Genomic DNA, 14,776 nt, shown 5'->3' with positions numbered 1-14,776 from the left:
CCGCATTTCCATTAAACAGCAACAAGGGTGACAAGTCATTACGCCAGAATGGCAGCCACACGTAATTCTCTGTGACCTTCCCGTCACTTTTATTCATTACTGTCGCAGACGATTAAATCAGCAGAAATAAAAAAGGCCTATGTTATCCATAGGCCTTTTTCGAATGGTCAGATAAGGTCAGGCCGTTTCAGCCAGCACCAGCGACGAGACCTCATCGATCCCTTCGATGCGTTCGTTGCCGTTATAAAGGCGCGCATGCTGAAGCCCGACAAACAGGCGGTCTCCGCGCTGCGGTACTTCGTCGCGCATCACCACGGTCAGCGGTTCGTCATACCAGCCGAGTGGCTGCACCACCAACTGGGTGTAGTGCCCTTTCGGGCTCGCTTCCAGCACCTGTACCGGCAGCGGAGAATCGAGGCTGGTGCGACGGCTGACGTCGACTTCCCACGGGCGCAGGAACAAATCGACCGGCCCCTGATACGCAGGCGTATAGCCGAGCGGCCAACGGTGCGCGCCGACGTGGAACTGCCCGCCGCGGAGGGTGCCTTTCAGACGATTCACTTCGCCCATAAATTCCAGTACGAAACGGGTCGCAGGCTCGCGCCACACCTGTTCCGGCGCATCAACCTGCTCGATATTACCCTGGCTCATTACCACCACGCGGTCCGCGACTTCCATCGCTTCTTCCTGATCGTGGGTCACGAACACGCTGGTGAATTTCAGCTCTTCGTGGAGCTGACGCAGCCAACGACGTAGCTCTTTACGCACCTGTGCGTCCAGCGCGCCAAACGGTTCATCGAGCAGCAGAATTTGTGGTTCAACCGCCAGCGCACGGGCCAGCGCCACGCGCTGCTTTTGCCCGCCGGAGAGCTGCGCCGGGAAACGGTCGGCCAGATGCGCCAGCTGTACCATTTCCAGCAATTTAGTCACTTTGGCTTTGATTTGCGCCGCATTCGGACGTTCACGACGGGGAAGCACCGTCAGGCCAAACGCAATGTTGTCGAACACGGTCATGTGACGGAACAGCGCGTAGTGCTGGAACACGAAACCGACCTTACGGTCACGGGCATGAAGACGGCTCACGTCCGTGCCCTGGAAGCGAATCTGCCCGCTGGTCTGATGTTCGAGCCCGGCAATAATCCGCAACAGTGTCGTTTTACCCGAACCGGACGGCCCCAGCAGCGCGACCATCTGTCCGGACGGAATATCCAGGGAGATATCATTCAGCACCTGAGTGCGTCCAAACGATTTCTTAATGCTGGCAATTTCAATGCTCATGATGCGTCTCCTGATGCGCGCGTTTTTCCTGATTCTCCAGGCGCCACTGCACCACACTCTTCAAAAACAGGGTCACGATAGCCATTAACGTCAGCAGGGCCGCGGCGGTGAACGAGCCGACGGTGTTGTAATCCTGCTGGAGTAATTCAATTTGCAGCGGCAGCGACAGCGTTTCACCGCGAATAGAGCCGGATACGACGGACACCGCACCAAACTCACCAATCGCGCGGGCGTTAGTCAGCACCACGCCGTACAGCAGCGCCCAACGGATGTTCGGCAGCGTTACGCGGCGGAACATCTGCCAGCCAGACGCGCCAAGCAGGATCGCCGCCTCGTCTTCGTGGCTGCCCTGACTCAGCATGACTGGCACCAGCTCGCGCACCACGAAAGGACAGGTCACGAAAATCGTCGCCAGCACCATGCCCGGCCAGGCAAACATAATTTGCAGGTTATGTTCATCCAGCCAGCCGCCTAGCGGGCCGTTCGAGCCGTAGAACAGCAGATACACCAAGCCCGCGACCACCGGCGATACAGCAAACGGGATATCCAGCAGGGTCAGCAACAGCTGACGGCCCGGGAAGTTAAAGCGCGTCACCAGCCAGGCCAGCAGCGTGCCGAACACCAGGTTAACCGGCACAGTTATCAGCGCAATCATCACCGTCAGCCAGATGGCGTGCAGCATGTCCGGGTCCGCCAGGTTGTGCAGCACGGGCATCAACCCTTTGCTGAACGCCTCGACGAAGATATAAATCATCGGCACCAGCAGAATGAAGGCTGACACCAGAATGCCGGTACCTATCAGAAACCATTTTCCCCAGTTGATGCGGGGCGCGTCATAGCGTTTCAATTGCGTAACTTCCGCCATTAGTGACCAACCACACGTCGACCAAAGCGACTCTGCAAGGTGTTGATGGAGAACAGCAGCAGCAGTGACGCACCGAGAATAACGGACGCAATCGCGCTCGCCGCCGGATAATCAAACTCCTGTAGGCGTACAAAAATCATCAGCGACGTCACTTCCGTTTTCCAGGCGATGTTCCCGGCGATGAAAATCACCGCGCCGAACTCGCCCAGGCTGCGGGTAAATGACAGCGCCACGCCCGCCAGCAGCGCCGGAGAAAGCTCTGGCAACACCACTTTGCAGAAGCTCTGAATGCGTGTTGCGCCGAGCGTTTCTGCCGCTTCTTCGTATTCCGGCCCCAGTTCCTCCAGCACCGGCTGAACGGTGCGCACCACAAACGGAATGCTGGTGAACGCCATCGCCACGGCAATGCCGAGCCAGGTATAGGTCACTTTGATATCAAATTTCGCCAGCCACTCACCGTAGAAACCGTTGACAGAAAACAGCGATGCAAGGGTTAAACCCGCCACCGCCGTCGGCAGTGCGAACGGTAAATCCATCAGCGCATCGAGCAACGTGCGGCCCGGGAAACGATAGCGTGTGAGGATCCATGCCATCAGCAGGCCGAACACGCCGTTAAAAATCGAGGCCACAAATGCTGACAGCAGCGTCACTTTATAGGCCGCCACCACCTGAGGATTGGTGATGACTTCCCAGTATTGCGCCCAGCTCATTTGCGCCAGCTGCATCACCAGCGCGCTGAGTGGCAGCAGCAAAATCAGGCATACAAACAGCAGACTGGTGCCGAGGCTTAAGGTAAAGCCCGGCAGCACGCGTCTGGAAGAAACAGCAAACATTACTTGTGCCCCGCCGCTAACAGCTTATCCAGCTCGCCACCGCTGGCGAAGTGGGTTTTCATCGCGTCCGGCCAGGAGCCGAACTGGTCTTCCACGCGGAACAGCTCAGTCTGCGGGAATTTGTCTTTCAGTTTCTCCATCACCGCCGGATTGTTCACACGGTAGTAGTAATCGGTAATGATGGTTTGCGCCTGCGGACTGTAGAGCCAGGTCAGATACGCCTTCGCCGCTTTTTCCGTGCCGTTGGCTTTCACATTTTTGTCGACCCACGTCACCGGGAATTCGGCCAGAATATTGGTTTTCGGTACCACGACTTCGAAGCCCTGGTCCGCGTACTGTTTACGGATGTTGTTCACTTCGGATTCGAAGGTGATCAACACGTCGCCCAACCCGCGTTCAACGAAGGTGGTCGTCGCGCCGCGCCCGCCGGTATCAAACACCTGAACGTTTTCCAGGAACTGAGTCATGAACTGTTCGGTTTTGGCGTTATCATTTCCGTCGGCTTTGGCCGCTGCACCCCAGGCGGCCAGATAGGTATAACGCCCATTGCCGGAGGTTTTCGGATTCGGGAATACCAGCTGTACGTCCGGGCGCACCAGGTCGTTCCAGCTGTGAATATTCTTCGGGTTGCCCTTACGCACCAGGAACGCCATGGTCGAATAGAATGGAGAACTGTTATTCGGCAAACGGCTCTGCCAGTTCGCCGGGATCAAATTGCCTTTGTCATGCAGGATCTGCACGTCCGTCACCTGGTTGTAGGTCACCACATCGGCCTTCAGACCCTGCAAAATCGCCAGCGCCTGTTTGGAAGAACCGGCGTGGGATTGCTTAATGTTGAGCTTGTCACCGCCATTGTCCTTCGCCCACTGTTGTTCAAACGGGGGATTCAGGGCAGCAAACAGCTCGCGGGAAACATCATAGGAACTGTTCAGCAACTCGGTTGCCTGTGCCTGAACCGCCAGCAGCAAGGCTCCCAGCACCAGCGTTCCTTTTTTCAGTGATTTAACGGCCATTGCGCACCCTTATAAATGTGATGACTATCGACTGTCATAATATTTATAACGAGGATGAAAGCAGTAACGGTTTTATATACCGTTTGGTGCTTTGGAAGTTGAAAACAGAATAAGGGTTTTTCGGCGTTCATCAGCCAGCCAATTTGGTACACTCGACGAAACCCGCAATGAGGATGAACTGATGCGCCAAAGGACGATTGTCTGCCCGATTATTCAGAATAACGGTGAGTATCTACTGTGCAAAATGGCCGATGACCGCGGTGTATTTCCTGGCCAGTGGGCGCTTTCGGGCGGAGGTATGGAACCCGGTGAAACAATGGAACAGGCGCTACTGCGCGAAATAGGCGAAGAGCTGGGTGAAGCGATGCGCATCGAGAAAATCACCCCGTGGCATTTCCGTGACGACACCCGCATCAAAACCTACGCCGACGGCAGCAAAGAACAAATTTACATGATTTACCTGATGTTTGACTGCATCAGTGCCAATCGTGAAGTGACGTTTAACGAGGAGTTTCAGGAAATTGCGTGGGTCAGCCCGGACAAGCTCGGCGAGTATGATTTAAACGTCGCCACGCGCCAGACGTTTATCGATAAGGGATTGTTGTAATCATTGTCGATGGCGTCTGTAGGCCCGGTAAGCGCAGTGCCACCGGGCACTCAAACATTACAACGTCAGTAATTTATCCAACGACGGCGCGAAGTAGTAGCCCCCAGTCACCGGCTTAGTGAAACGTAACATTGCATCACGTTTACCGTCAGTGTCGCCGAACATGCTCAGCAGTTGCTGTTCGATGTTATACAACCGCGCGCAGTAAGCGTTGAAGTAGAGACCGTGCGTGCCGCTGGCGGTGCCATACGGCAGGCTCTGGCGCACAATCTTCAGCCCTTTACCGTTTTCTTTCAGATCGACGCGGGTCAGGTGTGACGTTTCCGGACGCTCATCACCATCGATCTCTTCGTTAGCTTCTTTGGTGCGACCCATCATCATTTCCTGATCCGGGATACTCATCCGGTTCAGTTGCTTGAGATTATGTTCCCAGCGTTGGACAAACACATAGCTGCCGCCGGCATCCACGCCGTCAGCAATCACCGCCACTTCACGACGCGTCTCAACGCCTGCCGGGTTTTCAGTCCCGTCAACGAAACCGCTGAGATCACGCTCTTCCACCCAACGGAAACCGTGGGTTTCTTCTTTGACGTCGATAGCCCCACCAAACGCTTCCAGTGCGGCCTGAGCGACAGAGAAATTCACATCATGGCGCAGGGAGAGAATGTGGATCAGCACATCATGTTGGGTGGATGGTGCAAGGCCTTTGCCGTAAAGGGGAAAATCTTTCAGCTCTTCCGCGCCCACACCGCCGCTCAGGCTGCGCCAGGTGTCATGACCAAACGCCACCACAGCGCCGAGATGGGCGTCGGGGAATTTAGCTTCAAAGGTTGCCAGCTTATCGGCAAAAACCCGGCTGCATTCACGCAGGGCGTTGACGTCCCCTTTGACATTGGCTTCAATCCAAATCGCCGCCCGGCAATGTTCCGGCAAAATGCCGCTCTGAACCTGAGACATCGCTGCTTCTCCTGAAAAGCTGAAAAAAGATGCCACGAACTCGTGGCATTATTGATGGCGGGCATTATACCCGCATTTTTCAGGCGGCGGCTTGTTCAGACGCAAATTAACGGCGCCAGATAATCTTGCTGACTTTCCAGAATTTCAGGGAGTCATCCGGCGGCATCAGTTCCTGCGGGCCACCCCAGCTACCGCTAAATATATAGCTGATATGCTGGCTATCTTTGACTTTACACTCAACGTTGGCGCTGTCCTCACCGCTGGCTTTTTCACAGTTGCCAAACGCTTTGCTGTACACCTCGCTGAACGGCGTACCGACTTTCGCACCATCGGCTACCGGGACGTCACTGTCCATGACGTCAATCCGGCTGATACTTCCGCCCTCGCCATTCACCACCAGTGCGACCTTGTCGTCTTTCAGTGCTTCGAAATATTTAACGATGGTGCCCTTATCGGTTTTCATGCCGCTACGCACGCGGTAATCGCCGTCGAGTGCATCGTTGATGGCCTCTTCATTCAGCGGTGTGGAGGCGGTCAAATCACCGACGCCCTGCTCCGTCACTTCCGTTGAGGAACCAAACCAGTTCCACGGATACGCCGCCGACCAGTGCACAGAATTAAAGCCATTACTGACGGTGGCACAGCCGGTTAAGGCCAGGGGCAGCGCGCAGAGCAATAAACGCATTGATTTCATTCGAGGATCCTTTGTATGTCAACACAACGCCTGTTGGAGTCCAGAATGGCAAAAAAGTGCCATTAATCCTCTTGCGGGGAAAAACAGGCGCGTAAACGGCGGTTGCTGAGCAGCCACCAGAGCGCAAAACCGTCCACAATAACCAGCGCCAGACCAATACCGCTCAGCGGTTCGCCCTGCCACCACAGCAGTGGCTGCCAGAATAACAGCCCCAGCTGCGCGAGAATAAGTATCCAGCGCATCAGCGGCCACAAACGTGGAAGCTGGTGTCGTCGGCCGCTCAGGAGAAAGGCGAGTACCGCAGGTACGCCGGGCAGCAGGCCAATCCAGAAATTATCGTGATCGGGATAAAACAGATCCAGCAGCGTCCCACCCTGCTGACGCGATGCCCCGGCCATCACAAACACCACCCAGGTTCGCGCCTGTAATAGCAGGACACACCAAAATACAAAAGGCAGCCGGAGCCGCCCATGACCATCGTATGCCGACGGCAAAAAATCAGTATTCTTCATCTTCTATCAAACGCTTCCCGAGCACGACCACATCCGCATGCTCATAACCCAGGCGCTCGTACATGCCCTGCACCATATCGTTATCTTCACGGACCATTATCTGTAACTTCGGGCAGCCGCGGGCAATCAGTTTTTTCTCGAGACGATTTAGCAGCGCATTGGCAATGCCGCGTCCGCGATATTCCGGATGCACGCCGAGATAATATGCCGAACCGCGGTGGCCGTCGTAGCCCCCCATTACGGTGCCGACCACTTCGCCATTCACTTCCGCCACCAAAAACAGGCTAACGTCATGGTTTAGCTTACGTTCGATATCCATTTCCGGGTCATTCCATGGGCGTAGCAGGTCACAGCGCTCCCAGAGCGTAATGACCTCTTCGAAATCGGACTGGCGAAAAACGCGTATCTCCATGGTATTGCCCATTTTTTCAGGTTTAAAAACAGTGATTATGGCGTGAACGTCTTAATTATCCAATAACTTGCCGATAACGGTCAAAAAAATGGCATAATGTTGCATTGTCACGTATTGAAATGAAAAGTAAAACAATTCTCATCCCAGATTGTCGTAACGGAAAACACGATACGATATAACACATGGAATATTTATTTTTACAAATCGGGCCGCATGAGCACTTTTAAACCCCTAAAGACACTCGCATCTCGCCGCCAGGTGCTAAAAGCTGGACTGGCCGCGCTGACGCTATCCGGCATGTCAAACGCTATTGCCAAAGATGGAACGCTGAAAACCAGCAATGGTCACAGTAAACCTGCGACTAAAAAATCCGGCGCGCGTCGCGTCGTGATGCTCGATCCGGGTCACGGTGGCATTGACACCGGCGCCATCGGTCACGGCGGTTCGAAAGAAAAACACGTGGTGCTGGCGATAGCCAAAAACGTACGCTCCATTCTGCGCAGTCACGGCATTGATGCCCACCTGACGCGCACCGGCGACACCTTTATTCCCCTCTATGACCGCGTGGAAATCGCGCACAAACACGGGGCGGATCTGTTTATGTCGATCCACGCTGACGGCTTCACCAACCCGAGTGCCGCCGGAGCATCGGTGTTTGCCCTGTCCAATCGCGGAGCCAGTAGCGCCATGGCGAAATACCTTTCCGATAAGGAAAACGCCGCCGATGAGCTGGCAGGTAAAAAAGCGATGGATAAAGATCACCTGTTACAGCAGGTGCTGTTCGATCTGGTGCAAACTGACACGATTAAGAACAGTTTGACGCTCGGCTCGCACATTTTGAAGCAGATTAAACCGGTGCATCGCCTGCACAGCCGCAGCACTGAACAGGCCGCATTTGTGGTGCTGAAGTCACCGTCAATTCCGTCCGTGCTGGTCGAGACCTCGTTTATCACCAACCCGGGTGAAGAGAAGCTGCTGGGCACCACCGCGTTTCGTCAGAAAATTGCCAACGCGATTGCTTCGGGCATCATCAGTTATTTCAGCTGGTTCGATAACCAGAAAGCACACGTGAAGAGACGTTAATGAAACCGGATGCCGCACAGGTAAAAGCTTTTTTACTGACGCTCCAGGACCGCATCTGCCAGCAGCTTGCGGCGGTCGATGGCTGCGCATTTGTTGAAGATAACTGGCAGCGCGATGCCGGCGGCGGCGGGCGTAGCCGCGTGCTACGAGACGGCTGCGTGTTCGAACAAGCAGGCGTGAATTTCTCTCACGTTTACGGCGACGCCATGCCTGCGTCAGCGACGGCGCACCGCCCGGAGCTGGCGGGTCGTCGTTTTGAAGCGATGGGCGTTTCGCTGGTCGTTCATCCCCGCAATCCTTTTGTGCCCACCAGCCACGCCAACGTGCGGTTCTTCATTGCTGAAAAACCGGACGCCGATCCGGTGTGGTGGTTTGGCGGCGGTTTTGATTTAACGCCGTACTACGGTTTTGACGAAGACGCCGTACACTGGCACACCGTCGCCCGGGATCTCTGTCAGCCGTTCGGCGACGACGTCTATCCGCGCTACAAAAAATGGTGCGACGAGTACTTCTTCCTCAAGCACCGCAACGAACAGCGCGGCATCGGCGGCCTGTTCTTTGACGACCTGAATACGCCTGATTTCGACCAGTGTTTTGCGTTTATGCAAGCCGTGGGCGACGGGTATACCGAAGCCTATCTGCCGATTGTCGAACGCCGCAAAGCGCTGGCTTACGGCGAGCGCGAGCGCGACTTCCAGCTTTATCGGCGGGGCCGGTACGTGGAATTCAATCTGGTGTGGGATCGCGGTACGCTGTTTGGTTTGCAGACCGGCGGGCGTACGGAGTCGATTTTAATGTCGATGCCGCCGCTGGTGCGCTGGGAGTATAACTACCAGACAGAAGAAGGCAGCCCTGAGGCTGCCTTGAATGAGTTTATAAAAGTCAGAGACTGGATTTAGTTCCCCTCACCCCACCTAACCGGGCCTACGCAAAGTGAAATCACAGCGGCTCGGTCTGGGCCTCAACCACCGCCAGCGCGACCATATTGACGATACGACGCACCGACGCGATCGGCGTCAGAATATGCACCGGTTTCGCCACGCCCATCAGTACCGGCCCGACGGTCACCCCTTCCGAGCACGACACGCGCAGCAGGTTGTAGCTGATACGCGCCGCTTCCATATTCGGCATCACCAGAATATTCGCGGCGCCTTTCAGTGGGCTGTCCGGCATACGATCGTGGCGGATGCTTTCCACCAGCGCGGCGTCACCGTGCATTTCACCGTCGATCATCAGCTCTGGCGCACTGGCGCGCACCAGGTCGAGGGTCTGGCGCATTTTGGTCGCCGCCACACAGTTGGACGAACCAAAGTTCGAATGCGACAACAGCGCCACACGCGGTTCAATCCCGAAACGACGCACGGTTTCAGCCGCCATCAACGTGATTTCCGCCAGCTGTTCCGGCGTCGGATCGTCGTTTACGTAGGTATCAGCGATAAAGGTGTTGCCGCTCGGCAGCAGCAGCGCGTTCATCGCCCCGGCGGTATGTACGCCGTCACGATAGCCGAACAGTTGCTGAATCACGCTAAAGTGCTCGTGATAATCACCGATAGTCCCGCAAATCAGCGCATCCGCTTCGCCGCGCTGAACCATGATCGCACCAATCACCGTGGTGTTGCTGATGACATGACGCTGCGCCTGCTCCTGGGTAATCCCGCGGCGCTTCATGATGTTGTAGTACTCCATCCAGTACTCTTTAAAGCGCGGATCGGATTCGTTATTCACAATATCGAAATCGACGCCCGGCTTCATTTGCAGCCCCAATTTCTGCAGGCGCATTTCAATCACGTTCGGACGACCAATCAGAATCGGCTTCGCGAGACCCAGCGTGATTAACTCCTGAGTCGCATGCAGTACACGGGTGTCTTCCCCTTCCGCCAGCACAACGCGTTTCGGCTCTTTTCGCGCCTGAGAGAAAATTGGCTTCATGAACAGGTTGGTTTTGTAGACGAACTCGCTCAGCTTCTCTTCGTAAGCGGCAAAATCTGCAATCGGACGCGTCGCCACGCCGGAATCCATCGCCGCTTTGGCCACCGCAGGTGCTATCTTGACGATCAGCCGTGGGTCGAACGGTTTTGGAATGATGTATTCCGGGCCGAAGCTCAGATCCTGATCACCATACGCCGACGCCACCACTTCACTCTGCTCGGCGTGCGCCAGTTCGGCAATGGCGTGAACCGCTGCCAGCTTCATCTCTTCGTTAATTGCGGTAGCACCCACGTCCAGCGCGCCGCGGAAGATGAACGGGAAGCACAACACGTTGTTCACCTGGTTCGGGTAATCGGAACGGCCGGTGCAGATGATAGCGTCCGGGCGCACTTCTTTCGCCAGCGGCGGCAGAATCTCCGGCTCCGGGTTTGCCAGGGCAAGGATCATCGGCGCCCGCGCCATTTTCTTGACCATTTCCTGAGTCAGCACTTTCGGGCCAGAACAGCCGAGGAAGATATCTGCGCCGTCAATTACGTCATCCAGCGTGCGCTTGCCATCGTCATCCACCGCATATGCAGCTTTGGTTTCCGCCATATTGGGTTCGCGGTCTTTGTAGATAACGCCTTTGGAATCGCAAACCACGATATTGTGCTTCTGCATCCCCAGCACCACCAGCAGGTTCATGCAGGCGATTGCCGCCGCACCCGCACCGGACACCACCATCCGCACGTCGGAGAGATTTTTCTCAACCACGCGCAAACCGTTGAGAATGGCGGCAGTGCTGATAATCGCCGTGCCGTGCTGGTCATCGTGGAAGACCGGGATTTTCATCCGCTCGCGCAGCTTTTGCTCGATGTAGAAGCACTCTGGTGCTTTGATGTCTTCAAGGTTGATGCCGCCGAACGTTGGCTCCAGCGCGGCGACCACGTCAATCAGCTTGTCTGGATCAAGCTCGTCGATTTCGATATCGAAGACGTCAATCCCGGCAAATTTTTTGAACAGAACCCCTTTTCCTTCCATGACGGGCTTACCGGCCAGCGCACCGATATTGCCGAGGCCCAGTACCGCGGTGCCGTTCGAGACTACCGCCACCAGGTTGCCACGGGCGGTGTATTTAAATGCCGCCAGCGGGTCTTTTTCGATTTCGAGGCACGGGGCGGCCACGCCCGGTGAATAGGCCAGGGCCAGATCGCGCTGCGTAGCGAGTGGCTTGGTCGGAGAGACCTGAATTTTGCCTGGCGTTGGGAATTCGTGGAAATCGAGGGCGCTTTGTTTTAACTGGTCATCCATTTTAGATTCCTTTTACGTCACAGAATTAGGAGATATGTGTTCCCGGTGCTAACCCGTGAGTATCCCCTTTCACGGTCTCGTAAACTTTGAAGGCTGCCATACTCTCGTCATCAAAAACGCAATTTTGTTATTAATTTTTAACACTCCCGTTAAGCAGTGTCGTAAACCAAGGCGAGCCCGTCTGCTATGCTTTTGAGTTAGGCATGACCTGAATTCCCCCGAAGTGCGAGCGAGAGCCTTCGTATAACACTTTGCTTTTTAAGGAGTCTCTTTTCATGAACCAGCTAGACGGTATCAAGAAGTTCACCACGGTGGTCGCCGACAGCGGCGATATCGAATCCATCCGCCATTATCAGCCGGAAGATGCCACCACTAACCCTTCCCTGTTGCTGAAAGCCGCAGGCCTCGAACACTACACACATCTGATTGACGACGCGGTGGCGTTTGCCAAAAAGCAGGGCAGCAGCCGCGAACAGCAGGTTATCGATGCCTGCGACAAACTGGCGGTTAATTTCGGTGCAGAAATTCTGAAAAGCATCCCCGGACGCGTTTCCACCGAAGTGGACGCCCGGCTATCGTTTGATAAAGACAAAAGCATCGCCAAAGCGCGACATTTGGTGCAGCTGTATGCCGATCAGGGTGTGGATAAATCCCGAATTCTGATCAAACTGGCTTCGACCTGGGAAGGCATCCGCGCCGCCGAGGTGTTGGAGAAAGAAGGTATTCACTGCAATCTGACGCTGCTATTTTCCTTCGCTCAGGCCCGCGCCTGCGCCGAAGCGGGCGTGTTCCTGATTTCTCCGTTCGTCGGGCGCATTTACGACTGGTATCAGCAACGCGAGCCAATGGACCCGTACGTCGTGGAAGAAGATCCGGGCGTGAAGTCGGTGCGTAATATCTACGATTACTTCAAACAGCACCGCTACAACACGGTAGTGATGGGTGCAAGTTTCCGCCGCACGGAGCAAATTCTGGCGCTGGCTGGCTGCGACCGCTTGACCATCGCCCCGCCACTGCTGAAGGAGCTGCAGGAAAAAGACGAAGCGGTTACCCGCAAACTCATTCCGGCCGCACAATTCTTCAACCGCCCGGCCCCGCTCACCGAAGCGCAGTTCCGCTGGGAGCATAATCAGGACCCGATGGCGGTGGACAAACTGGCGGAAGGTATTCGACTGTTCGCCGTTGATCAGCGCAAGCTGGAAGATTTACTCGCCGCCAAACTGTAACTTTTGCCACGGAGAATGCTATGTCCCGAAGAGAGCTAGCCAACGCAATCCGCGCCCTGAGTATGGACGCTGTGCAGAAAGCCAATTCCGGCCACCCGGGTGCCCCAATGGGGATGGCGGATATTGCCGAAGTTCTGTGGAATGATTTCCTCAAGCACAACCCGACCGACCCGCACTGGTACGATCGAGACCGTTTTATTTTATCCAACGGTCACGCCTCGATGCTGCAATACAGCCTGCTGCACCTGACCGGTTACGACCTGCCGATGGATGAGCTGAAAAACTTCCGTCAGCTGCATTCCAAAACGCCGGGACACCCGGAACTGGGCTACACACCGGGCATCGAAACCACCACCGGCCCGCTCGGTCAGGGGCTGGCGAACGCCGTCGGGATGGCGATTTCCGAGCGCACGCTGGCGGCGCAGTTTAACCAGCCGGACCACGACATCGTCGATCACTATACCTATGTGTTTATGGGCGATGGCTGTCTAATGGAAGGCATTTCGCACGAAGCCTGTTCGCTGGCCGGAACGTTGGGCCTCGGCAAACTTATCGGCTTTTACGATCACAACGGCATCTCGATTGACGGTCATACCGAAGGCTGGTTTACCGATGATACCGCTAAACGGTTCGAGGCCTATCACTGGCACGTGGTGCATGAAATCGATGGGCACGACCCGGAGGCGGTGAAAAAAGCGATCATCGAAGCGCAAAGCGTGAAGGACAAACCGTCGCTGATTATCTGTAAGACGGTGATTGGTTTTGGCTCGCCAAATAAAGCCGGGAAAGAGGAGTCGCACGGCTCGGCGCTCGGAGAAGAAGAAGTGGCGCTGGCGCGCAAACAGTTAGGCTGGAAGTACCCGGCGTTTGACATTCCGAAAGAGATTTATCAGGGCTGGGACGCACGCGAGAAAGGTGAAAAAGCCCAGCGCAGCTGGAATGATAAACTTGCGGCGTATAAAAAGGCACACCCAGATCTGGCGGCAGAATTCGAGCGCCGCATGAGTGGCAAACTGCCGGATAACTGGCAGAACGTGACTCAAAAGTATATTGAGAAATTGCAGTCGGAACCGGCGAAGATAGCCACCCGTAAGGCATCGCAAAATACGCTTAACGTTTATGGCCCATATCTGAAAGAGCTGTTAGGCGGTTCGGCTGACCTTGCGCCGAGTAACCTGACTATCTGGAAAGAATCGGTTTCACTAAAAGAGGATCCGGCCGGGAATTACATTCACTACGGCGTGCGCGAATTCGGTATGACCGCCATCGCCAACGGTATCGCCCATCATGGCGGCTTTTTGCCCTACACCGCGACCTTCCTGATGTTCGTGGAATACGCCCGCAACGCTGCGCGTATGGCGGCGCTGATGAAGGCGCGACAAATTATGGTGTACACCCATGACTCGATCGGCCTTGGGGAAGACGGCCCGACGCACCAGGCGGTTGAACAGCTTGCCAGCCTGCGCCTGACGCCAAACTTCAGCACCTGGCGTCCTTGCGATCAGGTAGAAACGGCAGTGGCGTGGAAAGCCGCCATTGAACGCCACGACGGCCCAACGGCGTTGATCTTGTCCCGACAGAATCTGGCACAAATCGAACGCTCGCCGGACCAGGTGAAAGCCATTGCCCGCGGCGGCTATGTGCTGAAAGACTCGGGCGGCAAGCCGGACCTTATCCTGATTGCGACGGGGTCAGAACTGGAAATCACCGTGCTGGCAGCGGAAAAACTGGTGGCTGATGGGCATAGCGTGCGGGTGGTTTCCCTGCCCTCTACCGATGTGTTTGATAAGCAGGATGAGACGTATCGTGAATCCGTATTGCCGTCGGACGTCTCCGCTCGCGTGGCGGTCGAAGCCGGGATTGCGGATTACTGGTACAAATACGTGGGCCTGAAAGGGGCGATTGTCGGCATGACTACCTATGGCGAATCAGCGCCCGCCGAGAAGCTGTTCCCGTTCTTTGGCTTTACGGTGGAGAACGTTGTCGAGAAAGCGAAGAAGGTTATGCATAAGTAGAGAGAAATGCCCGATGACGCGTGCTTATCGGGCCTACCAAAGTGTAGACCTGATAAGGCGCA

At 55.6% G+C, this 14,776-nt stretch carries 14 protein-coding genes; 5 read left to right on the top strand and 9 right to left on the bottom strand.

Translation table 11 applies throughout. The features are described from left to right. Positions 1 to 177 precede the first annotated feature (177 nt). From cysA to cysP, 4 genes are read right to left on the bottom strand one after another with little or no spacing between them, the layout of a single operon-like run. On the bottom strand, positions 178 to 1,278 hold the full coding sequence (cysA, locus tag MUU51_RS15350; protein WP_159769982.1) for a sulfate/thiosulfate ABC transporter ATP-binding protein CysA: 1,101 nt from the start codon (positions 1,276 to 1,278) through the stop codon (positions 178 to 180). After that, positions 1,268 to 2,143: a sulfate/thiosulfate ABC transporter permease CysW gene (gene cysW, locus MUU51_RS15345; RefSeq protein WP_258968071.1), complete on the bottom strand. Its 876-nt coding sequence runs from the start codon at positions 2,141 to 2,143 to the stop codon at positions 1,268 to 1,270. Before cysW ends, cysA begins: the two co-directional genes overlap by 11 nt. Then, complete coding sequence (cysT, locus tag MUU51_RS15340) at positions 2,143 to 2,976, bottom strand: sulfate/thiosulfate ABC transporter permease CysT (RefSeq protein ID WP_159760587.1); 834 nt, start codon at positions 2,974 to 2,976, stop codon at positions 2,143 to 2,145. The genes cysW and cysT overlap by 1 nt, the downstream gene beginning before the upstream one ends. Further along, on the bottom strand, positions 2,976 to 3,989 hold the full coding sequence (cysP, locus tag MUU51_RS15335; RefSeq protein WP_258968070.1) for a thiosulfate ABC transporter substrate-binding protein CysP: 1,014 nt from the start codon (positions 3,987 to 3,989) through the stop codon (positions 2,976 to 2,978). The genes cysT and cysP overlap by 1 nt, the downstream gene beginning before the upstream one ends. Before the next feature lie 181 nt (positions 3,990 to 4,170). On the opposite strand from cysP, the gene nudI reads away from it, so the two are divergent. Beyond that, positions 4,171 to 4,596, top strand: coding sequence for a nucleoside triphosphatase NudI (gene nudI, locus MUU51_RS15330; RefSeq protein ID WP_258968069.1), 426 nt, complete (start codon positions 4,171 to 4,173; stop codon positions 4,594 to 4,596). Between the two features lie 57 nt (positions 4,597 to 4,653). Here the strand turns inward: nudI and MUU51_RS15325 are convergent, their stop codons facing one another. From MUU51_RS15325 to MUU51_RS15310, 4 genes are all read right to left on the bottom strand, one after another. Further along, entirely contained in the window at positions 4,654 to 5,553 is a 900-nt protein-coding gene (locus MUU51_RS15325; protein ID WP_159769973.1) for a Dyp-type peroxidase, read from the bottom strand. Between the two features lie 106 nt (positions 5,554 to 5,659). After that, positions 5,660 to 6,247, bottom strand: coding sequence for an RpoE-regulated lipoprotein (locus tag MUU51_RS15320; protein ID WP_159769970.1), 588 nt, complete (start codon positions 6,245 to 6,247; stop codon positions 5,660 to 5,662). A gap of 62 nt (positions 6,248 to 6,309) precedes the next feature. Then, on the bottom strand, positions 6,310 to 6,759 hold the full coding sequence (locus tag MUU51_RS15315; protein ID WP_258968068.1) for a DUF2919 domain-containing protein: 450 nt from the start codon (positions 6,757 to 6,759) through the stop codon (positions 6,310 to 6,312). Continuing rightward, positions 6,746 to 7,171, bottom strand: a complete 426-nt coding sequence (locus MUU51_RS15310) for a GNAT family acetyltransferase (RefSeq protein WP_159760603.1) — start codon at positions 7,169 to 7,171, stop codon at positions 6,746 to 6,748. Before MUU51_RS15310 ends, MUU51_RS15315 begins: the two co-directional genes overlap by 14 nt. A gap of 213 nt (positions 7,172 to 7,384) precedes the next feature. Here MUU51_RS15310 and amiA point away from each other — a divergent pair, with 213 nt between their 5' ends. Together amiA and hemF are read left to right on the top strand one after the other, a co-directional pair. After that, positions 7,385 to 8,254, top strand: coding sequence for an N-acetylmuramoyl-L-alanine amidase AmiA (amiA, locus tag MUU51_RS15305; protein ID WP_258968067.1), 870 nt, complete (start codon positions 7,385 to 7,387; stop codon positions 8,252 to 8,254). Next, a complete protein-coding gene (hemF, locus tag MUU51_RS15300; RefSeq protein WP_258968066.1) occupies positions 8,254 to 9,153 on the top strand; it encodes an oxygen-dependent coproporphyrinogen oxidase in 900 nt (299 codons plus the stop codon). Before amiA ends, hemF begins: the two co-directional genes overlap by 1 nt. Positions 9,154 to 9,193: 40 nt before the next feature. On the opposite strand, the gene maeB is transcribed toward hemF, so the two are convergent. Beyond that, positions 9,194 to 11,473 carry an NADP-dependent oxaloacetate-decarboxylating malate dehydrogenase gene (maeB, locus tag MUU51_RS15295; protein WP_159769958.1) on the bottom strand — a complete coding sequence of 760 codons (2,280 nt, stop codon included), beginning with the start codon at positions 11,471 to 11,473 and terminating at the stop codon, positions 9,194 to 9,196. A 275-nt stretch (positions 11,474 to 11,748) separates the two neighbouring features. Here maeB and tal point away from each other — a divergent pair, with 275 nt between their 5' ends. Together tal and tkt are read left to right on the top strand one after the other, a co-directional pair. Next, positions 11,749 to 12,699 carry a transaldolase gene (tal, locus tag MUU51_RS15290; RefSeq protein ID WP_159769955.1) on the top strand — a complete coding sequence of 317 codons (951 nt, stop codon included), beginning with the start codon at positions 11,749 to 11,751 and terminating at the stop codon, positions 12,697 to 12,699. Positions 12,700 to 12,719: 20 nt separating this feature from the next. Then, positions 12,720 to 14,714, top strand: coding sequence for a transketolase (gene tkt / locus MUU51_RS15285; RefSeq protein ID WP_258968065.1), 1,995 nt, complete (start codon positions 12,720 to 12,722; stop codon positions 14,712 to 14,714). The last annotated feature ends 62 nt before the right edge of the window (positions 14,715 to 14,776 follow it).

Source organism: Scandinavium manionii (assembly GCF_024764775.1).
In the GTDB taxonomy this organism is placed as follows: Bacteria; Pseudomonadota; Gammaproteobacteria; order Enterobacterales; family Enterobacteriaceae; genus Scandinavium; species Scandinavium manionii.
This window is presented reverse-complemented; position numbering and strand designations above follow the sequence as displayed.